Here is a 20,657-nt window from a genome sequence, read left to right on the forward strand (position 1 = left end):
AGTCGACAGAAGGCTAGCTCTTATAGTCTCACTGTGCTCATACCTCTTGCAGATTTCACTCCACCTTAACATAGCGCTGCACTAGCAATACTAAGAGCAACACCGGTATACCAATAAGCGTGGTAAAAGAAAAAAACCAAGGATAACCCATCGCATCGATAATCGTGCCCGCATAGCCGCCAATCACTTTAGGAATCAAAGTCATTAACGAGCTAAAAATAGCGTATTGCACAGCAGTAAACGACACATTGGTTAATGCCGATAAAAAAGCCACAAAGGCTGCACTAGCAAACCCTGCCGCTAAATTATCAGCGGTAATGGCTAGATACATGATTAATAGATCTTTGCCGCTATACGCTAACCAAACAAATACTAAATTAGACAGTGCCGCTAATAGCCCGCCCAAGAGCAAAGCCCGTATCACCCCTAACCAACTGGCGAAAATCCCGCCCAAAAAACCGCCTGCAATACTGACAATTACCCCAAAGGTCTTAACGGCTGTAGCAATTTCCTCTTTTGAGAACCCTAAGTCTTGATAAAACACATTGGAACTGACCCCTGCTACAATATCGCTAATCCGATACAAGCCAATGAGCGCTAATAATAACAGTGCTGTCTTAACCCCATAACGCTGAAAAAACTCGGCAATAGGCGCAACCCATGAACTATGAGCCATGCCACGATTCACTGCATTTAAGCGTACCAATACCCAACCCACTAACACAGCCACTAAAATAGCCGTGATAAAACGTAAAATTTCCACCAGAAAGCCCGCCAAAGGTCTACCGTCTGTCAGTGACCCCAAATAATCAAAAGCACCTGCTGCAATAAAAAAGGTTCCGACAAAACCACTGACTGCAAGACCAAACACCAGCACTAAGCGCAAATAATCCCAAGTCGAGTAAACTTGTACAGATGCTTGTTTAGGCGCTGGCTCTCTAATCCAAAGCGTAGTTGCTACCCCAATGAGCATAACGGCTGCCATAGCCACATAAGTCCATTGCCAAGCATTATAAAGATACTCGCCTTTTTTAGAACCCAAACTCGCCGCTAACCACAGCGCTCCCGCGCCAGCAACCACCATACCGACCCGATAACCTGCAATATAAGCTGAAGACATCAGCGCTTGAAGGCGAGTCTCTGCTGCTTCAATGCGATAGGCATCAATGACAATATCTTGTGTCGCTGAAGAAAAACCCAATAATACGGCAGCCCACGCCATCCATACCAAATGCTCTTGACCTAGAGCAGGATCGATACTCGCCATTAAAAGAATAGCCAGCATAATTAACAGTTGTGACACTAATAACCAAGAACGCCGCCGCCCCATAGCGCGATTTAAATAAGGAATCGGTAAACAATCTACCAAAGGTGCCCAAACAAACTTAAATGAATACCCTAAGGCGGCCCAACTAAAAAAAGTCACCGCCTTACGCTCAACCCCTGCCTCTCCCAACCACAACGACAAGGATGAGAAAATTAATAAAATAGGAATGCCTGCTGAAAAACCCAAGAGCAGCATAATGCCTATTTGAGGCTGCAAGAGCGCCTTATACCAAACCAAATCAGACTCAGGAGTAGAGGCAATAGAATCGGTAGCCGCAGGAATTTGATTAGCCATAAGTGCTTAGCCCTGATAAATCATCAAACTATACAAAAGATAGCTACCCCCTCTCATACGAGGAACTAGCCCTACACCCTGTTGTTATTTAAACAGCGTAGTCTATGACTAAAGGAGCATGATCGGAAAAACGCTCGGCTTTATAAATATAAGCCTCTTGCACCTGTGCGCTTAAGGCTTCGGATACGATCTGATAATCAATACGCCAACCCACATCTTTAGCCCAAGCATTAGCGCGATAAGACCACCAAGTATATTGCCCAGCCTCTTGATTCACTGCCCGAAATGCATCAACAAAACCTAGCTCCTTAAAAAGCTTATCGAGCCAAGCTCGTTCTTCAGGTAAAAATCCTGAATTTTTTTGATTAGCCTTCCAATTTTTTAAGTCAATGGGCTGATGCGCAATATTCCAATCACCGCAAATAATATAACGCCGTCCACTTTGCCCCATGCTGACTAAGCATTGGGTAAAGTAATCCATGCATTGATATTTAAACGCCTGACGCTCCTCTCCCGAAGAACCCGATGGCAAATATAAGGACACAATACTAAGATCGCCGTATTGCGCCTCGATGTAGCGTCCTTCACTATCAAAAACAGGGTTGCCCATGCCAGTAATAATAGCGTCGGGTTTAGCACGGCTATAAATCGCTACACCGCTGTAGCCTTTCTTTTCAGCATCATGGTAATAGCAAGAATAGCCTTCGGGGTAAAACTGCGGATCAGAGGCTAATTGATGAACTTGTGCCTTAGTCTCTTGAATACACACAACATCTAAATCAGCCGCCCGCATCCACTGAAAAAAACCTTTACTAGCCGCCGAGCGAATACCATTAGCATTAAATGAGGCGACGCGTAGCATTAAGCAGCACTCAATAGCTTAGGAAAGCCACAGACCAATACTTCTAATAGGGCTTTTTGCACATGCAAACGATTTTCTGCCTCATCCCACACCACACTTTGTGGGCCATCAATCACTGAAGCAGCCACTTCTGACCCTCGGTAAGCGGGTAGACAATGCATAAAAATAGCGTCTTGATGCGCTAATGCCATGAGTTCATCGGTTACTTGGTAATCAGCAAAAGCTACTTCACGCGCTTTTTTCTCATGCTCTTGCCCCATACTCGCCCAAGTATCCGTTACTACTACATGGGTATCTTTAATGGCTTCTTGCGGAGAGGCACACAGAGTCACAAAGTCCTGATTACGCGCCACAATATCAGCCTTAGGCATATAACCAGCAGGGCATGAGATCTTCAGATGAAAGTCAAAAATACGCGCCGCATCCATCCATGAATGGCACATATTATTACCGTCGCCAACCCATGCTACTGTCTTACCTTGTGGACTACCGCGCTGCTCACGCCACGTCATTAAGTCGGCTAATAATTGGCAGGGATGATATTCGTCCGTTAAAGCATTAATCACGGGTACGCGCGAGTGCGCAGCAAATAACTCCACCTTAGCTTGTTCAAAGGTGCGAATCATCACCACATCGACCATACGCGAAATCACCCGCGCCGAGTCTTCAATAGGCTCACCGCGTCCCAGTTGAGTATCTTGAGGTGATAAAAACATGGCATGCCCCCCTAGCTGCGTCATACCTGCTTCAAACGATACACGAGTACGCGTTGAGGCTTTCTCAAAAATCATCGCTAAGGTTTTATGTTTTAAAGGCGTTTCGTAGTGACCGCGCTTAGTGGAGGCTTTGAGATCAATTGCGCGGGTAATGACGTAGTTTAGTTCAGTCAAAGAAAAATCATTGAGTGACAAAAAATGTCTAATCGGTTCCATTTTGTACTTCCTCTCCAGCTTCTAAGCCTCTCAGGGCTTAGATCGCTTAAGGGTAAGGCGTCAAGACGCCGTTACCAATCCCGTGACGGTTGTTATTATTTGGTCAGCTTGTGCTTTAGAAAGCACCAAGGGTGGCAATAGACGGATCACATTACCCGCTGTAACGTTAATCAGCAGACCCTTAGCTAAGGCTTGCTTGACTAACTCACCACACTCACGCTCCAGTTCAATACCCAACATCAAACCCTTACCGCGAATCTCTTTCACACCCTTGACATTAGCCAGTGCTTGCTTAAAGCCTGCTAATAAATACTCACCCATTTCAACGGCGCGTTGAGCCAGTTGATCACGCTCCATCACCTCTAGTACCGTGAGCGCTGCACGACAAGCCAAAGGATTACCACCAAAGGTACTCCCGTGATTCCCCGGACCAAATAGTCCCGCCGCTTTACCCGCTACTAAGCAAGCACCAATCGGCATACCATTACCCAAGGCTTTAGCTAAGGTCATGACATCCGGTTTAATAGTCGTATGTTGGAAAGCAAACCATTTACCGGTGCGGCATAAACCTGCTTGGATCTCATCCAGCATCAATAACCAACCGCGCTCATCACATAAAGCACGCAAACGCGGTAAATAATCCGCAGCGGGAATACGAATCCCGCCCTCGCCCTGAATAGGCTCAACCAAAACCGCGACGATATTAGGATCATCTAAGGCAGCGACCGCATCGGCATTACCATATTCCACACGAATAAAGCCCTGCACTAAGGGAGCAAACCCTGCTTGAGCTTTAGGATTACCCGTAGCAGTGACCGTAGCTAGCGTGCGACCATGAAAGGCATTACTCATGACCACAATAGTCGGTAAAGTCACACCTTTTTGATTGCCGTAAAAACGCGCTAGTTTAATCGCCGCCTCATTCGCCTCAGCGCCAGAGTTGGCAATAAACACCTGCTCCATACCGGATAAGGCACACAGCTTTTCACCTAAGGCGGCTTGATTAGGAATATTATAAAGATTTGAAGTATGTACTAAGGTGTGCGCTTGGTCACAAATTGCTTCAGCCACTTCTCGTCGTGCATGCCCAATATTACAAACTGCAATACCGGAAATCGCATCTAAATAGGATTTACCTTCGTTATCCCATAAGACAGCACCCTCACCTTTAACAAAGGTAATAGGCAAACGAGCATAAGTGGGCATTAAAGCATTATTTGTCACGGCTAACCTCCGTATGACCTCCAGAAACAGCAAAGGCAGCCAAGCGTGGCTGCCTTGCAGTAAAGGGGCAATGCTACTGAAATTGCATTATGGTGTCAATCAGTAAAATACAAATTTGTCAAGAGGTTAGCACTATCAAAGTGCAAAATTAGCTATAACCTATTACTTTTTCCTCTCTCTGCACCAAAACAAGCTCAATAGCTTGATCCTATTACTTAAGCGGCATAGTTCGCTGCGGCAAAATCCCAATTCACTAAACTATTTAAGAACGTTTCAACGAATTTAGGGCGTAAATTACGATAATCAATGTAATAAGCGTGTTCCCATACATCAATAGTTAATAAGGCTTTATCACCTGTTGTTAATGGAGTGCCCGCAGCCCCCATATTCACAATATCGACTGAACCATCAGCCTTTTTCACCAGCCATGTCCAACCTGAACCAAAATTCCCCACGGCTGAGGTTTGGAAAGCCTTTTTGAAGTCATCATAAGAACCCCATTTCGCATTAATAGCGTCTGCCAATGCGCCACTAGGAGTACCACCGCCATTAGGTTTTAAGCAGTTCCAGAAAAAGGTATGGTTCCACACTTGAGCCGCATTGTTATACACACCACCCGCAGGCGCTGATTTAACAATCTCTTCTAGTGACATATTTTCAAACTGAGTACCCGGAACCAAATTGTTGAGGTTAGTCACATAAGCATTGTGATGCTTGCCATGATGATAGTCTAAAGTTTCGGCTGACATGTGAGGAGCTAAAGCATCCTTAGCAAAAGGCAATTCGGGTAATGTAAACGCCATAGTAAATACTCCTTCAAGTACTAAAAATACATCGATTCGATTCATGCAGCCCGTAAGATAGGCAATTCACACTGAGGGTGCAATAAGCCAGTGTTTGAATATTGAATTACGCTCAGTATCGTCTCAAACCTAATGATGGGCTGTGCTGAGTTTTTTATGCATAAAAATAAAGCTGCTTACAAGACTTGAGAAAAATTTTTAATCTAGCTAAACCAAACTCAAAGCAAAAACGACCAAGCTAAGCTAGTCTCAAATTGCTACCTAGTAGCTAATATTTTTTTAACTTAATTGGAGTATTTGCATGAGTTTGTTGAGTGAATTTAAAGAATTTGCCATGAAAGGCAATGTAGTCGATCTAGCTATCGGTGTGATCGTTGGTGCTGCGTTTGGCAAAATCGTCAGTTCGCTAGTAGATGGTGTTCTGATGCCCCCTATTGGCATGTTGATTGGTGGCGTAAATTTCTCTGAGTTAGTGTTACCTCTCACTGACAAAGTGGTCATTAAGTATGGTGCTTTCCTACAAACCATGATTGACTTCACCATCATTGCATTTGTGTTATTCATGGTTATTAAGGCAATGAATAAATTAAAAAAACCAGCCACACCTCCCCCTGCTGGTCCTACTCAAGAACAATTACTCACAGAAATCCGTGATTTATTAAAAACTAAATAATAATCAAGCATCACCTCTAAAGCCCTACCCTAACTACTATATTAATCGTAGGGCTTAGCCTCATACCTTTGCTCGTCTATTTTAATCAATAGGATGATGTTGATTAGCCAAACGTGTTTGATCTACCCACTGTTGATAGTCTTTATCACTACTCAATAAGCTTCTAATAATCCCCATACCATCATTAGGTGTCTCGCCCTCATGGGTCACAATCCCTAAGGGAATCAGATTCATGACCGCCCCCACCAATGCTGCATAAGCTAAAGATTGTAGGGCTAATTTAAGGTAATCATCTTCAATCACAAAAAAGTCAGCGCCCCCTAAAGCCAATACAATCACAATAAACAGCAATAACTCAATGCCGGGACCAGCAAAGTAAATCAAGGCATGTTTCCATCGCGCCCCTGTGGTACTTAAAGGTGCAATTTGCACAAACCCTTCAATCGGGAAGCGTCTGATTTCTAAAGGCGCACCTAATAATTGCCCCTCGTATATCACAATACTTCGGACAGTTTGGGCATGATTGAAAAATAGGCTGGAAGCCTCCAGTGTGGGAAGATGTCGTCAACCACGATAACAACCCCTCACCCCAGAAGCTTCCATGTCCACAATAGAAACGATTCTGAGCCAAATGTCCAGTGTGGCGAAACCGCAGCGCCAGTTTTTGCTGACCTTGTTCAATGCGCTGATGTACCTGCCCAGCCGTGTCAACTTCCGCAACCTTGGACGTTACAGTGACTGCCATGAAAAGACTTTTTCACGCTGGTTTTCACGTTCCTTTGATTTTCTAGCGTTCAACCTGCTGATCTTACAGGATGTCCTGCATGGCAAGGGGGAACGTATTGCGGCTATTGATGCCAGTTTCGTGCCTAAAAGCGGGCGCAAGAGTTATGACTAGACTGGTTTTGGAACGGCTCACAGGGGCAGGCGCAACGCGGACAAGAATTATCCTTGTTAGCGCTGGTGGACGTGACCCACAACACACTACTTACACCTTATCCGCCCGCCAAACGCCTACGTTGCCGCGCTCAACCCGCAAGGGTCAAAGCCAACCCGCCAACACCAAAGACAAAACCAAGGTGAAACACCCACCCTTCGTTGGTGCGCCGCTCCCCACGCGGATGGATAGCTACCTTGGACAGCTTCAACACGCCATCACAGTCCTGCTGGGGTGTGGCATCCGTTATCTCGTCGCGGATAGCTTTTATGCCAAAACTAAGTTTGTCAGTGGCATCAGGGAACTCAACTTGCATTTGATCAGCAAGTTACGTCAGGACGCCGACTTACGGTGGCTGTACACGGGCGCACAAAAACCCAAGGGTCGTCACCGCCAGTACAGCGGCAAAGTCAGTTTTGACGACTTATCACGTTTTGAACGGGTCGGAGAGCTGGACGGGCAGCGTGTTTACACCGCTACTGTTAACAGCCCGACGTTCAAACAGATAGTGCGCATCGTCTATCTGGTGCGCGAAGCAAACGGCAAGACCGCTAGCGCACTGCTGTTCAGTACCGACACGGATTGCCCTGCATTAGACATCCTGCGTTACTACCAAGCGCGTTTCCAGATAGAATTTTTGTTCCGGGATGCCAAGCAACACACCGGGCTGTGTGACTGCCAAACGACCCGCAAAGAAAAGCTGGATTTCCACTTCAATACCTCACTGACGGCACTTAACCTGCTCCGGCTGGAAGATCGCCAGCAGAACTGGGATGCCAGGGGGCAACGGGCGCAGTGTCCTCTCCGTTGCCAGTGGGAAGATCCGCCACTTCAATGCCCATCTGCTCGAACGCTTTTCTCGCCACTTAAAACTCGACTTCAGCGCCATAAAATCCAGCCCAGCCTTCGCAGACCTATGTAATTATGGTGCTATCGCCGCGTAAACTGTCCGAAGTGTTAATATCACCTTACCAAACCCAATCACGGTATGCCCTACACGCCAGCCTAAAAGCCTCGCCATGAGTGCATGACCCCATTCATGCCATAGCACTAAAGGCATCCACCATAAGACAAACAAAACAGCAGCTAACTTACGAGGTTCATAATTACTTAATAGCTCAGCGACTAGGCCACCTAAAAAAATAAAGCTTAAAGCATAGACAATAACGGTTTCAGTACGATCTGCGGGGCGTACATCGTGATGGCGTTGATCAATGCGCATGGCTCATTTCCTTAGCAACTATATAACTGACTCTATTAGGCACTAATTAGCGCTAGGCGTTTCCATAAATTGATAGGTTTTGTCGGACTCGTGTTGATTAATGCGACTTTTAACATGGAAATTTAAGGTATTCCCTGCTACTTGACCTTGATAGGCTACTTCACCTGTAAGGTGCTTCACTACAAATTCAATCGTACCCTCTGGTGTTTTGACATAAGTACCCTTACCTGCCCACTGATGGTTTTTATTAAACCAATTGACTACCTCGCCGGCACTGGCGCTGCTTACTACCGAGCTATTAATCACTCGCCCATCGGGATAAAAACGTAAATAGTCTGTAGCCTCATCAGTATCCACTGCTTCTTGTTCTTTATAAAAACCATCGTAACGTAGCTCATGACTAGGCTTAGTCAGCCATTGATCCACTAATTTAGGAAAAAACTGATTAACCCCTAAAGCAGCTAATAAGGTCGCAATAGCACTGATGCCAGCAATCCAACCTGCTTTGGATGATTTGGTATTGTTTTCGCTCATATCTAAACCCTTTTACCCTACACACCATTTGATTGTAAGCCATAGAGCACGTCATAATCTCTAGCCTTACGACTAACAGGCAATAATAATTATGTGCGGAATCAGCGGCGAATTACGCTTTGATGGTCAAGTACCGGATTTACACCATATCAACGCTATGATGGCTAAACTCGAAAAACGCGGCCCTGATCACGCAGGTAGTTTTTCCGATGGCCCTTTAGCGTTTGGTCATCGCCGTCTCTCTATTATTGACCTTTCCTATAAATCCAGCCAACCGATGGTCGATGCTGAGCTAGGCTTAGCACTGGTATTTAATGGCACAATTTATAACTACCCTGAACTACGCGCTGAACTACAAGCCAAGGGCTATCACTTTTTCTCTGATGGCGACACCGAAACCATTATTAAGGCCTATGCCGAGTGGGGCGAGGATGCACCTAAACATTTGATTGGTATGTTTGCTTTTGCTATCTGGGACATGAAAGCGAAAACGCTATTTCTAGCGCGTGATCGTATGGGCATTAAACCGCTCTACTATGCGCAGGATCAAAAAGCCTTGCGTTTCGCCTCCAATACTCAAGCCTTACTTGCCACCCCGAATATTGATACCAATATCGATCCGCTCGCCTTACATAATCTATTTTCACTCCACGCCGTTGTGCCTGCACCGCGTACTATTTTAAAGGGTGTACGCAAAATGCCACCCGCACATAGCCTGACTATTCACGCCGACGGTCGCCAAGAACTAAAACGCTATTGGAACCTAGTCGCTAAGCGTCCCGCTGAATCACGCTCAGAAGCAGACTGGATTGAATCTATTCATGAAGCGTTACGTGTTGCGGTGCGAAGACGCAATAATATTGCCGATGTTCCGGTTGGAGTCTTATTATCCGGTGGCTTGGACTCCAGTCTTTTGGTCGCATTACTGGATGAAATTGGTATCAAAGATATTCGTACCTTCACCATTGGTTTTGATGATCAGCCGGAAGAAAAAGGCAGTGAATACGAATACTCCGATGTAGTAGTTGAACGTTTCAATACTAATCATCATAAATTCCATATCCCCAACGAACAAACTCTAAAGCGTCTACCTGAAGCGGTGGCTAATATGGCTGAACCGATGTTTGGACAAGACGCTATTGGGTTTTATCTATTATCCGAACAAGTCTCCCAACACGTTAAAGTCGTGCAATCGGGTCAAGGCGCGGATGAAGTATTCGGGGGTTATTTTTGGTATCCGCAAACTCATCAAGATCAAAAGATTGATAGATTGCAGCGCTTTGCGCCCTATTATTTTGATCGTGACCATAATGAAATGGCTGAGATGCTTCAGTCTCCTTTCCATACCTATGATTACACAGGCGAATTAGTAAGAGAGTTATTAGAGACGCCCTATGCAGATGAGCATTTAGATGCAGTATTACGAGCCGATGTGACCACTTTTATTGTCGATGATCCGGTGAAACGGGTAGACAATATGACGATGGCTTGGGGTTTAGAGGCGCGTGTACCCTTCTTGGATCAAGAGCTGGTTGAACTAGTGGCACAAATGCCACCCGAATTAAAACTGCGTGAGGGCGGTAAATATATTCTGAAAAAAATTGCGCGTGGACAGGTACCCGATAGTGTGATTGATCGTCCTAAAGGTTATTTCCCCGTACCTGCTTTGAAATTTGTACGCGGCGAGTTTTTGGATATGATGCGTGATTTATTGCACTCCCAACGTGCTAGAGAGCGGGGCTTATACCAAACATCTTATCTTGATAAGGTATTAGCTCAGCCTGAAGTGCATTTAACTCGCATTAAAGGGAGTAAGTTGTGGCATATGGCATTGTTAGAAATGTGGCTACAGACTATGGGGATTTAGCTCAAAGGCTGATTCAGCAGGCTGATTAGTGCTTGTGCTGAGGCAAACACCTAGGTTTGCCTCGACATTGGATTTGAAATAAAACTTAAGCCGCTTGATTCAATTGATCTTGTGGACGACCATAGCGCACTGCATATTCTATATTGCTACGTGTTAAACCTAACTCTTCTAGTTCACGATCATCTAAGGCATTCAATTCAGCAACCGCTTGGCGAACTTCACGCTCGCTAATAGCAGAGGCATCAGTAGCTTTCGGTTTGAACCAAGTGGCGATTAAACTAATAATAGTACTCATAGTAATTTCCTTGTTTTATTATTTTCCTAGATTATAAGCTCGATGCTGCATCGCAACAAACGAGATTTAATACGACTATGAGTTAGTTTTTCTTAATATTAATAGACTCTAATACTGATACACCAAAGGTACACGCCGAGTAATGCCCGTAAATAAGGTATAAGCAATAGTTTGACTATGGGCTGCTACTTCATTAGCCAATACCATATTACCCCACAACTCTACTCGATCACCTACTTTAGCCTGCGGTAACGGTGTCAAGTCTACTGTTAACATATCCATCGATACCCGCCCAATAATACGAGTACGCACCCCATTGACGGCAACCGGAGTGCCATCGACCGCATGACGTGGATAGCCATCGGCATACCCCATCGCTACTACCCCCACACGAGTAGGCTGTTCACAGGTAAAACGTGCGCCATAGCCAATACTTTCGCCCACATCTAATTCACGCACCGAAATTAAAGCGGACTCTAGAGTCATAACCGGCTGTAATTCTTGCGATACCGCCAAATCCTCCGCTATAGGAGTCGCACCGTACAACATAATCCCCGGACGCACCCAATCCAAACGTGCCTTAGGCCACGCTAAAATAGCGGGTGAATTAGCAATACTCAGAGGAGCGTCTATACCTTGAATAGCCTTGTTAAAACGCTCTATTTGTCGAGTAGTAGCCTCACACTCCACCTCATCGGCGCGTGCGAAATGGGTCATTAAGGTAATAGTCGCTACGTGGCTGCACGCATTTAAACGTGCATAAATGCTGGCTACCTGCTCAGGAGCAAACCCTAAACGATGCATACCTGTATCTATTTTTAACCAGACCGCTAGAGGTTGTATGAGTTTAGCCTGCTCCAACCATATCACTTGCTCTACACAATGCACCGCCACCATAAGCTGATACCGAGCGGCTAATGGCAACTCATCCGGCGTAAACACTCCCTCTAGTAATACAATAGGTTGAGTAATCCCTGCCTCGCGTAGTTCTAAAGCCTCTTCAATACAAGCGACCCCAAATGCATCCGCATCGTGTAAGGCTCGCGCCACCACTATAGCCCCATGCCCATAAGCATTCGCTTTAATAATCGCGGCAGCCTTAGAGTGTGGTGCGAGTGACTTAGCATAGTGATAGTTGTGATGCAGTGCTTTGAGATTAATAAGTGCACGCGCTGGACGCATGGCAAGCTCCTTGAAGAATCGTGCTAAAAAATTATTATGATTAGCTAAGGGGTAAACAGAAAAAAAGCCCCAACCATTGGTTATTATTAATGCAATGGCTGAGGCTAATCTTAGCAGGAGAATAAACTATTAAAAAACCTCTCAATACTTAAATAACAGTTTTCACTACCAAGACTATTAGTTCAATTGAGCAAAGAAAGCTTGGTATGCGCCTAATGACACCTGATTACCTTGTTGCACCGTAGCAAAACCATGCCCTGTTAAAGCCGTGGCATTAGCGGGTAAAGTATAAGTTTGTACTTCAGCAGTTAAATTAAACACGCACAAAACCTTATTACCCTGAGCTTCACGCACCCATGCCACTAAGGTGTCAGGTGTATCGACAAAGCTTAAACTGCCTTGCACTAAAGCAGGTTGGGTTTTGCGCCAATTCAAAAAGGTACGAATTTTTTTCAAGTCAGACGACTCTTGTTGCTCTTGCTCACTTACTGCACGGGGTAAGTGCTCGGCGGGGATGGGCAACCAAGGTTTAGCACTTGAAAAGCCCGCATAAGGCTGTTGCGCCTCCCAAGGAATAGGGGTGCGGCAACCATCACGTCCCTTGTAATCGGGCCAGAACCGAATCCCAAACGGATCTTGTAAATCCTCAAAAGGAACCGTGGCTTCAGGTAGCGCTAACTCTTCACCTTGATACAAACACGCACTACCGCGAATACTGGTGAGTAATGCGGCGAGCATTGCACCCGATTGCGCTCCTTGTCCCCAGCGCGTCACGACACGAGGTACATCATGATTAGAAAACGCCCAGCAGGGCCAGCCTGTACCACCCCGCTCTTGCATACGCGTAATCACACCGCGAATATGCTCGGCACTATATTCTGGGGTCATGAAATCAAAGCTATACGCCATATGGATACGTTTGCCGTCTTCCGTATATTGGGCAATAAATCCATACATATCCGTAACCGCCCCCAGCTCCCCTACGGTGGTAACAGCCGGATACTCGTTCATGAGCTTACGCAAGCGCTCCAAGAATAATAAGTTTTCGGGCTGAGTAATATTGTACTTAGGCTCTTGGCGTGAATAAGGATTAGTAGGGTCAATACCATTTACCCACTTATCGCCAATGGGTGGGTTATCACGTAAGTGCTTGTCGTGCACATACATATTAACGGTATCGAGACGGAAACCATCCACTCCCATATCGAGCCAAAACCGTACCATATCCAATAAGGCATCCTGCACTTCAGGATGATGGAAATTGAGATCGGGCTGGCTGGTTAAGAAGTTATGTAAATAATATTTACGTCGCCGCGTTTCCCACTCCCACGCCGAACCTCCAAAAATAGACAGCCAATTATTGGGGGGCGTGCCGTCTTCTTTAGCATCTGCCCATACATACCAGTCGGCCTTAGAATTATCAGCGGACTGACGACTTTCCTTAAACCAAGGATGTTGATCAGAGGTATGAGACAGCACTAAATCAATAAGAATACGTAAGCCCTTAGCATGCGCTTTATTCAGCAACTCCTCAAAATCGGACAGAGAACCAAACAAAGGATCGACATCACGATAGTCAGAGACATCGTAACCAAAATCTTTCATCGGGGATTTAAAGAAGGGAGAAATCCAAATGGCATCCACACCGAGAGTGGCAATGTGATCTAAACGATTAATAATACCGCGTAGGTCGCCCACTCCATCGCCATTAGTGTCTTGATAGGATCGAGGATAAATCTGATAAATCACCGCACCTTTCCACCAATCAGACGCGCCCCCCAGTTGCCGAAACTGTTTGTGCTCAGTCATTATCACTTACCTCTTAGCTAATTTTATTTACATTCCAAGACATTATACTGCTTCAGTACGCTTTTTAAAGCGCTTTGAAGCTTACAAGTATTCGTGCTAAAAACCTAATATACCACTAATGGCTAGTTTTTAAATCGGTTTAAAATTAATAGTTCGCGCAAATAGTATTAAGTAAGCTCATAGTGTCCCTTTAACCCGCCCTAATTTAGGGCTAAAATCAAGCCGTGTGTAACTAAAAAACTGAACTTTATGAGTCTTAAAGCCCTTTCTCAGCGGCTGGGATTATCACAAACCACTATTAGCCGTGCTCTCAACGGCTACCCTGAGGTTAATGAAAAAACCCGTCAGCGTGTACAAGAAGCTGCTCGAGAATTAAATTATCGACCGAACCCGCATGCTAAATCGCTGGCGACGGGTCGCACCGGTCATATCGGGCTGATACTGCCTATGGAGCAAAATCTCTTGGCAGAACCGACCTTTAGCGAGTTTTTAGCAGGGCTGGCTTATTACCTGAATGAGCATCATATGGATATTACTATCCTGCCTGTTAATTACGATGCGGAACTCGATGCTTACACTCAGCTCGCGCTTTCGGGGCGTGTGGATGGAATGGTGATTAGCAGTCCTTTGCTTCAGGACGAGCGGGTAGCGCGTTTAGCTCAATCGGGTTTTCCCTGTGTGGTACATGGGCGTACTGCTTGTGAATTCCCCTACAGTTATTTGGATATTGATAATAAGGGTGCTTTTTTTAAGGCTACTAGCCTGTTATTGGATTTAGGACATGAACGTATTGGTTTAATCAATGGGGATGAGCGCCTTACCTTTGCTCATGATCGTCATCAAGGTTATAAAGCAGCATTGGAGCAACATCAGATTAGCTATGACCCTGCTCTGACTTATTCAAATAGCGGTATGCGTGAAGAGGACGGGTTTATTGCCGTGGCTAAAATGCTTATGCTCAAGCCACGCCCTAGTGCTTTTGTGATGACCAGCATGATTCACGCTTTAGGCGCGTTACGCGCTATTCGCCAACACGGTCTCGAACCCGGTCGGGACATTTCATTGATTGCGCATGATGATGGTTTGCCTTATCTGGCGGCGGATAAGTTTGATCCTCCCCTAACGACTATCTACTCACCGATTAGACCCGCTGGTTATGAGGTGGCACAAATGCTCCAGCATAATATTCAACAAAATGATCCCCTTATGGCTAAAGTTCAACGCGTTTTGGAAGTAGAATTAGTGATGCGCAGCTCTACTCGCCCTAGACGAGTTTGAAGCTATTCAAAACGCTTGCAGAAAATCGTACCGTGCCTTTATGATGCAAGCTCACACAACATCGCTAGGCACGGATTTACTATGTACTCATCCCAAGCACACGCCGTTTTGCAGCGTATCATTACTACGCTCAGTGATACCTTAGGTCGTAAGCAACTCCAACCTTTTTATACTCGCTTAGGCATACACTTTCCTGAGATTTATAGCCGCTATTGTTCGCTCTATGGGCAAAGAGCGGATCTAGAAGCGCAACTCACTCAATTAGTGCAAGCCTTATTAGCCAGCTACCTAGAACGCTCTAATACCCTCAAGCAGCTTGATCTAGAGCGCGAACAAAACCCTCAATGGTTTTTGAGTCAACACTGGGTAGGGATGGCACTCTATGCTGATCGCTTTGCAGGAGGACTAGCAGGCGTCACGAGCAAAGTGGGTTATCTGCAACAGCTAGGCGTGAATATGATTCATATTATGCCTTTAATGCAGTGCCCACTGGGGAGTAATGACGGCGGCTATGCAGTGAGTGACTTTCGCAAAGTGGATCGACGCATTGGCACGCAAGACCAACTTAATCAGCTCACCAGCACCCTAAGACGTGAAAAAATGCTCCTAACGCTGGATGTGGTGATTAACCACACCTCGGATGAGCACGAATGGGCAGAACGCGCCCGTCAAGGGGATAAGAACTATCAGGATTACTACTACTGCTATCCAGATCGCAAAATACCTGACCAGTTTGAACGTACTCTGCCAGAAATTTTCCCTGAGACCGCCCCCGGTAGTTTCACTTGGAATGAGGCTTTACAACAATGGGTCATGACCGTTTTTAATAATTACCAATGGGATTTGAATTACACCAACCCAGCGGTATTCCGTGAAATGACCTCGATCATTTTACATTGGGCAAATCAGGGCGCGGATATTTTACGCCTCGATGCACCCGCTTTTATTTGGAAACAAATCGGCACTACCAGTCAAAACCTTCCCCAAGCGCATACCCTACTCCAGCTCTTTAAAGCCTGCGCCCAAATCGTATCCCCCGGCGTATTGTTTATTGCTGAGGCGATTGTAGCCCCGCATGAAATTATGAAATATTTCGGTACACCGGGCACTCAGGAATGTGATATTGCCTATAATGCCACCTTTATGGCGCTGCTTTGGGATGCAGTCGCCACCCGTAATACTAAAGTACTGACTAATACCCTCAAGCATTTACCTATTAAACCTATGGGTACAACATGGCTGAATTATGTGCGTTGTCATGATGATATTGGCTTAGGCTTTAGTGATGAAGATATTGTGCGTGCTGGCTTTAACCCCTTGCCACATCGTCGTTACTTACTCGACTATTTAACCGGACAGTACCCCAACTCGATTGCACGAGGTGCTCCCTTTGGTAGTAATCCTAAAACCGGAGATGCGCGTATTTCAGGCTCGCTCGCCTCACTAGCGGGTTTAGAAGCGGCATTAGAATCTAATGATCTGGTAGCAATTGAGCAGGCGCAAAACCTCATTATTACGCTACATGCTTTGATGATGTCTTATGGTGGCATAGCTTTACTGTATTACGGTGATGAATTAGCCACACTTAATGACCACGACTATCTCAATGATCCCACCAAAGCGAGTGATAATCGCTGGATGCACCGCCCTCAATTGCAATGGGAGCGTATTCAACAACTACTCACCACGGCTAACCCTCAACAAGCGATCTTTAGCGCTTTACAACATCTGATTGCATTGCGTAAGCAACTACCTATCTTGGCAGACCTCAATAATCGAATATTAGTAGATCAGGATAATGACCACCTTTTAGTGTTTGCTTGTAAAGACTTGAGTGGCACACAAGCACCTCTATTTATCGTGGCTAATTTTGATGATCGTGCTCATCATTTTAATTTAAATTACCTTGCTCAACACGGTTGGAAAGGTGAGGCACTGTATGATTTATATAGTCAACAAGCGCTGCAACTGATTAATAAGCATCTGATTTCTGTTCCTGCGAAAGGCTTTTATTGGTTGAGTAATCAATTAAGCTAACTCTTATCACCCTGAGAGATTACTATTCAATGGATAGTAATCTCTGCTTTTTATTGTTAATAAATCACCATTACCACTTATCTCTATTAAGTAAGCGTTCATCTTAAGATCGAAAGTTTTGTGATTTGTTTGCACAATCCAAAACTACATTCCCCTACAGATACTACTTAAATCGCCTTGTTCCCAAGCGCAGACAGTATCGACTATAAAATTAATTAATCGTGATGGAGAATAAAGATGACCAATTCAGTAACTGGCAATAGCGTTATAGGATCTAGTGTTAGCTCTGGTTCTACTTCTGGGCCTGCTGCTCCTAATCAAGGTGCTGTCAATAGTTTTGCTCAAGCATTCGGTGGCGGTCATGGTGGTGGTATGGGCGGCGTAGGCGGTGGACGCGGCGCAGGTGGCGGCATGGGTGGTGCTGGTTTTGGTGGTGGTCACGGCGGTGCGGGTAGTATCGGTGGCGGTCACGGCGGCGGCTTTGGCGGTATGGGTGGTATCGGCGGCTTCGGTGGTGGTATGGGTGGTGCTGGCTTTGGCGGTATGGGTGGCATTGGCGGTGGTCACGGCGGCAATAGTGGCATTTCTGGTTCCATTTCAATTTCTGTAGGTGGCGGTGGTCACGGCGGAATGGGAGGTGCTGGTGGTATCGGGGGTGGTCACGGCGGTGGTGCTGGCGGTATCGGTGGCGGTCGCGGTGGTGCTGGCGGTATGGGTGGCAGTCACAGTGGCGAAGCTGGTGGTATCGGCGGCGGGCGCGGCGGTGCTGGTGGTATGGGTATCGGCGGCGGTCACGGTGGTGGCTCAAAAGGTGGCGCTGATGACTGTGATGACGGTAAATCTAAAGCCGGTGGCAGTAAAGGCGGTAGCTTTGTGTCCAACGAACATTCTTCTGGCAAAAGCGGCGGCATCAAAGGCGGTAGCTGGTGCTAATCAGTGATTAGCTAGCTATCTCAACACAAGGGAGTTCATTGAAGGGGTAATGAACTCCCTTGGTATTTTTGTGCTCCGAAAAATAATTTTGCGGGATCGAATCAAACCCGTAATCTTTCAGCGGCTATACAAAAAAACAAGCTATTTTGTTACTGAATCCCCAAATAAAAAAGCCCCGTAAACTATTTATTTACAAGGCTTTAAAGACTAGTGGGTCGTGCGCGACTCGAACGCGCGACCACCTGATTAAAAGTCAGATGCTCTACCGACTGAGCTAACGACCCGTCTTGAGGCTGCGTATTCTACACAACTTAGATTCAGTTGCAAGTCATTTTTGGATTTTTTTGCAGTTTGAATATAAATTATTCATTCCCCGTCCACACCCAAGAGCATTGGTTTAATATCTAACACGTCGTCCCCCGATCTACAGTCTAGTAACACCAAACCAGCGCTCTTTTCCGGTAGATAGGGCAAAGTAATCCATAGCTGAATAGCCAGTTGAGCACTTAAGGCGTTTAAATGCTGTAACGTGTCACTCAAACTAGGCTCATGAAAATTCACTAAAGGTGCGTCCCAAAACAAACTGTAATAACTCGCTCCATGCTTTACTGCTAGTGCTCGCGCCAAACTCAAACGCAAAGCCATCGCCATCTGACGTTGCGCCTCCACTTTGAGCACTTTAAAAGGAGTACGCGATTGCGCTGGTTCATGTAGCGCATACAGCATCAAATCCTCAGCTAACTCTACACCTTGATACTGCCCTTCGGTCATGGCTTCAATATAGGAACGGGCGCTGTGATTAATAGCACTATTAAAACGTTGAGCCGCCTGCTGATGGGCACGACTCACCAACCCCTGTGCCATAATTTGAATTTGTAACTGAGTCTGAGCCATTTTAAACGCCATTTGGCGCTCTAATTGCTGCTGCTGTAAGGATTGAATATCGTGCGTTTTCGTTTGCTCACGATGAATATCATCATTAATACGTGATACTAATAGGCTTAATGCTTGCTGCCGCCGCTGTAGATTAACCACCAGACCATCTGCAATATGACGCAAGTCTGTCGGCTCTATCGTATAGCTCTCTACCTTATGCGACCAGTTAGCTAAGGAGTACATATCCATCAGCATGTCAGCGCTTTCAGGGGCTAATTGTTTCTCGCGTAACCAATCAACCGTTGCAGGATGTAATAGCTCATACAAAGAACGACTCATCATACGATACCCCGTATAAAGGCGCTGAGCTAATAAACCTACCTTGCTATGTAGCGGGTTTAATTCCTCATTCGTTAAACGATAGGCAAAAAAAGCGGCTATAGCCGCCGCACCACCTAATAACACAGTCCCCCAAATAACCGGATGGGAATACTCTGCTAAAGACGCAGTAAGCCACTGAGGAAACTCAATACTTAACGTGACTAATAACAATAACATCAGCATCAATACTAATAAGACTCCAGCCCCCCAGAGCAGATAATTAACTTGGCGCTTGATCTGATGATAGATGGGATAGCGCTTTTCATAATGTTGCGCCTCCTCAGTGATTTGCTCGGCTAGCGCATAATGCTGCTCTTGAGAACCCGATAACTCAGCCTGCGTTTCTTGTAGCCACTTTAAGCGCAAGGGATCGATCACACCTTGGGCTAATTGTGCTTGATGCTCTTGCAAAGTCTTTTCTACTTGCTCCGATTCAGATAAAGCAATACGGGCATCATGCTCAATCAAATCATGAACTTGCTGATAAATTTGCACCCCTGCCATCGCTTGTATCGCCTCTAAATCGGCATTAGGCGCTTCCGTAAGCTGCTGACTCCAATAAAAGGTTTGGCTAAAAACCTTATAGCCATAGCCTAATAAATTTTGTAATACCGCCTGAACCCGATGGGCAGCATCAGCGATCACTTGCCCCGTAGCACGATCCCAAAGCACTACACTCATATGCCCCGCCGCGCTGATGGTGCGCTCAATCAGTAAGGTTTTATCATTAATCTGAAAGGCAAGCTGCACTATGGCTTCTTCATGTCCCCAGCGCACTAATTGATGTAAGGTTTTGGTACTGATGCGATCTGTTAAACCAAATAAGGCAAAAGTAATCGCCTCACCAATAGCACTTTTACCCGTTTGATTACCACCGACCACCAACAGCACGCCACTAGCAGGGATTAATTGAATATTGAGATGGAGAAATTGTCGAAAATTTTGCGCCTGAAGCGCTTGAACCATCATGAGCCTGCTTCCTGTTCAAGCTGGCTCACAGTATCGATTTGGGTCAGGGCATAACTGACTGCTTGCAAATATAATTTGCTATCAAACATGAGTGTTTGTTGTTGGATCAAACGGTCGGTTTTGCAAAACTCCAAAAACCGTCGACCCGCCGCCGTCCGTGGCATTAAAGTCGTATACCAATCAGGTGTTGGCTGATAAGACATAAACGTACCTCGTGCGGGT

At 45.7% G+C, this 20,657-nt stretch carries 20 protein-coding genes and 1 tRNA gene; 7 read left to right on the top strand and 14 right to left on the bottom strand.

All coding sequences use genetic code 11. The annotated features are described in order from the left end of the window. Window positions 1-55: 55 nt before the first annotated feature. The 5 genes from IPL34_RS03230 to IPL34_RS03250 all read right to left on the bottom strand — a co-directional run bounded on the left by IPL34_RS03230 (window position 56) and on the right by IPL34_RS03250 (window position 5,442). On the bottom strand, window positions 56-1,621 hold the full coding sequence (locus IPL34_RS03230) for an MFS transporter (protein ID WP_296837632.1): 1,566 nt from the start codon (window positions 1,619-1,621) through the stop codon (window positions 56-58). Window positions 1,622-1,709: 88 nt separating this feature from the next. Beyond that, complete coding sequence (locus IPL34_RS03235) at window positions 1,710-2,483, bottom strand: exodeoxyribonuclease III (protein ID WP_296837634.1); 774 nt, start codon at window positions 2,481-2,483, stop codon at window positions 1,710-1,712. Beyond that, on the bottom strand, window positions 2,483-3,415 hold the full coding sequence (argF, locus tag IPL34_RS03240; protein WP_296837637.1) for an ornithine carbamoyltransferase: 933 nt from the start codon (window positions 3,413-3,415) through the stop codon (window positions 2,483-2,485). Before argF ends, IPL34_RS03235 begins: the two co-directional genes overlap by 1 nt. A 60-nt stretch (window positions 3,416-3,475) precedes the next feature. Beyond that, entirely contained in the window at window positions 3,476-4,621 is a 1,146-nt protein-coding gene (locus tag IPL34_RS03245; RefSeq protein ID WP_296843033.1) for an aspartate aminotransferase family protein, read from the bottom strand. A gap of 233 nt (window positions 4,622-4,854) precedes the next feature. After that, window positions 4,855-5,442, bottom strand: coding sequence for a Fe-Mn family superoxide dismutase (locus IPL34_RS03250; RefSeq protein WP_296837640.1), 588 nt, complete (start codon window positions 5,440-5,442; stop codon window positions 4,855-4,857). Window positions 5,443-5,743: 301 nt separating this feature from the next. Between IPL34_RS03250 and mscL the strand changes: the two genes are divergently transcribed. Next, entirely contained in the window at window positions 5,744-6,115 is a 372-nt protein-coding gene (gene mscL / locus IPL34_RS03255; protein ID WP_296837642.1) for a large-conductance mechanosensitive channel protein MscL, read from the top strand. 81 nt (window positions 6,116-6,196) lie between these two features. Here the strand turns inward: mscL and IPL34_RS03260 are convergent, their stop codons facing one another. Further along, window positions 6,197-6,613, bottom strand: coding sequence for a hypothetical protein (locus IPL34_RS03260; protein ID WP_296837645.1), 417 nt, complete (start codon window positions 6,611-6,613; stop codon window positions 6,197-6,199). 103 nt (window positions 6,614-6,716) lie between these two features. On the opposite strand from IPL34_RS03260, the gene IPL34_RS03265 reads away from it, so the two are divergent. After that, on the top strand, window positions 6,717-7,013 hold the full coding sequence (locus IPL34_RS03265; protein WP_296837647.1) for a hypothetical protein: 297 nt from the start codon (window positions 6,717-6,719) through the stop codon (window positions 7,011-7,013). 181 nt (window positions 7,014-7,194) lie between these two features. Then, a complete protein-coding gene (locus IPL34_RS03270; protein WP_296837650.1) occupies window positions 7,195-7,974 on the top strand; it encodes a transposase in 780 nt (259 codons plus the stop codon). On the opposite strand, the gene IPL34_RS03275 is transcribed toward IPL34_RS03270, so the two are convergent. Next, window positions 7,975-8,274, bottom strand: a complete 300-nt coding sequence (locus IPL34_RS03275; protein WP_296837653.1) for a site-2 protease family protein — start codon at window positions 8,272-8,274, stop codon at window positions 7,975-7,977. It abuts the gene before it with no gap. 42 nt (window positions 8,275-8,316) lie between these two features. Beyond that, window positions 8,317-8,808 carry a hypothetical protein gene (locus IPL34_RS03280; RefSeq protein WP_296837656.1) on the bottom strand — a complete coding sequence of 164 codons (492 nt, stop codon included), beginning with the start codon at window positions 8,806-8,808 and terminating at the stop codon, window positions 8,317-8,319. A gap of 91 nt (window positions 8,809-8,899) precedes the next feature. Between IPL34_RS03280 and IPL34_RS03285 the strand changes: the two genes are divergently transcribed. Continuing rightward, a complete protein-coding gene (locus IPL34_RS03285) occupies window positions 8,900-10,675 on the top strand; it encodes an N-acetylglutaminylglutamine amidotransferase (RefSeq protein WP_296837660.1) in 1,776 nt (591 codons plus the stop codon). 85 nt (window positions 10,676-10,760) lie between these two features. Here IPL34_RS03285 and IPL34_RS03290 read toward each other — a convergent pair whose 3' ends face one another. The 3 genes from IPL34_RS03290 to IPL34_RS03300 form a co-directional block, all read right to left on the bottom strand. Next, on the bottom strand, window positions 10,761-10,970 hold the full coding sequence (locus IPL34_RS03290; protein WP_296837662.1) for a DUF1127 domain-containing protein: 210 nt from the start codon (window positions 10,968-10,970) through the stop codon (window positions 10,761-10,763). Between the two features lie 108 nt (window positions 10,971-11,078). Beyond that, the gene (gene alr, locus IPL34_RS03295) at window positions 11,079-12,152 is read right to left on the bottom strand and encodes an alanine racemase (RefSeq protein ID WP_296837665.1); all 1,074 of its coding nucleotides are present in this window, start codon (window positions 12,150-12,152) and stop codon (window positions 11,079-11,081) included. Between the two features lie 177 nt (window positions 12,153-12,329). Continuing rightward, on the bottom strand, window positions 12,330-13,961 hold the full coding sequence (locus IPL34_RS03300) for an alpha-glucosidase family protein (RefSeq protein ID WP_296837668.1): 1,632 nt from the start codon (window positions 13,959-13,961) through the stop codon (window positions 12,330-12,332). 249 nt (window positions 13,962-14,210) lie between these two features. Here IPL34_RS03300 and IPL34_RS03305 point away from each other — a divergent pair, with 249 nt between their 5' ends. From IPL34_RS03305 to IPL34_RS03315, 3 genes are all read left to right on the top strand, one after another. Continuing rightward, window positions 14,211-15,239, top strand: a complete 1,029-nt coding sequence (locus tag IPL34_RS03305) for a substrate-binding domain-containing protein (RefSeq protein WP_296837671.1) — start codon at window positions 14,211-14,213, stop codon at window positions 15,237-15,239. Between the two features lie 81 nt (window positions 15,240-15,320). Further along, a complete protein-coding gene (locus IPL34_RS03310) occupies window positions 15,321-17,276 on the top strand; it encodes an alpha-amylase family protein (RefSeq protein ID WP_296837674.1) in 1,956 nt (651 codons plus the stop codon). Window positions 17,277-17,513: 237 nt separating this feature from the next. Then, the gene (locus tag IPL34_RS03315; RefSeq protein WP_296837676.1) at window positions 17,514-18,209 is read left to right on the top strand and encodes a hypothetical protein; all 696 of its coding nucleotides are present in this window, start codon (window positions 17,514-17,516) and stop codon (window positions 18,207-18,209) included. A gap of 211 nt (window positions 18,210-18,420) precedes the next feature. Here the strand turns inward: IPL34_RS03315 and IPL34_RS03320 are convergent. From IPL34_RS03320 to IPL34_RS03330, 3 genes are all read right to left on the bottom strand, one after another. Beyond that, window positions 18,421-18,493: transfer RNA gene (locus tag IPL34_RS03320), tRNA-Lys, on the bottom strand. An 82-nt stretch (window positions 18,494-18,575) separates the two neighbouring features. Continuing rightward, a complete protein-coding gene (locus tag IPL34_RS03325; RefSeq protein WP_296837680.1) occupies window positions 18,576-20,435 on the bottom strand; it encodes an AAA family ATPase in 1,860 nt (619 codons plus the stop codon). Continuing rightward, a complete protein-coding gene (locus IPL34_RS03330) occupies window positions 20,432-20,638 on the bottom strand; it encodes a hypothetical protein (RefSeq protein ID WP_296837682.1) in 207 nt (68 codons plus the stop codon). The genes IPL34_RS03325 and IPL34_RS03330 overlap by 4 nt, the downstream gene beginning before the upstream one ends. Window positions 20,639-20,657 lie beyond the last annotated feature (19 nt).

Origin of the sequence: Thiofilum sp. (genome assembly GCF_016711335.1) — a bacterium.
Classification (GTDB): domain Bacteria; phylum Pseudomonadota; class Gammaproteobacteria; order Thiotrichales; family Thiotrichaceae; genus Thiofilum.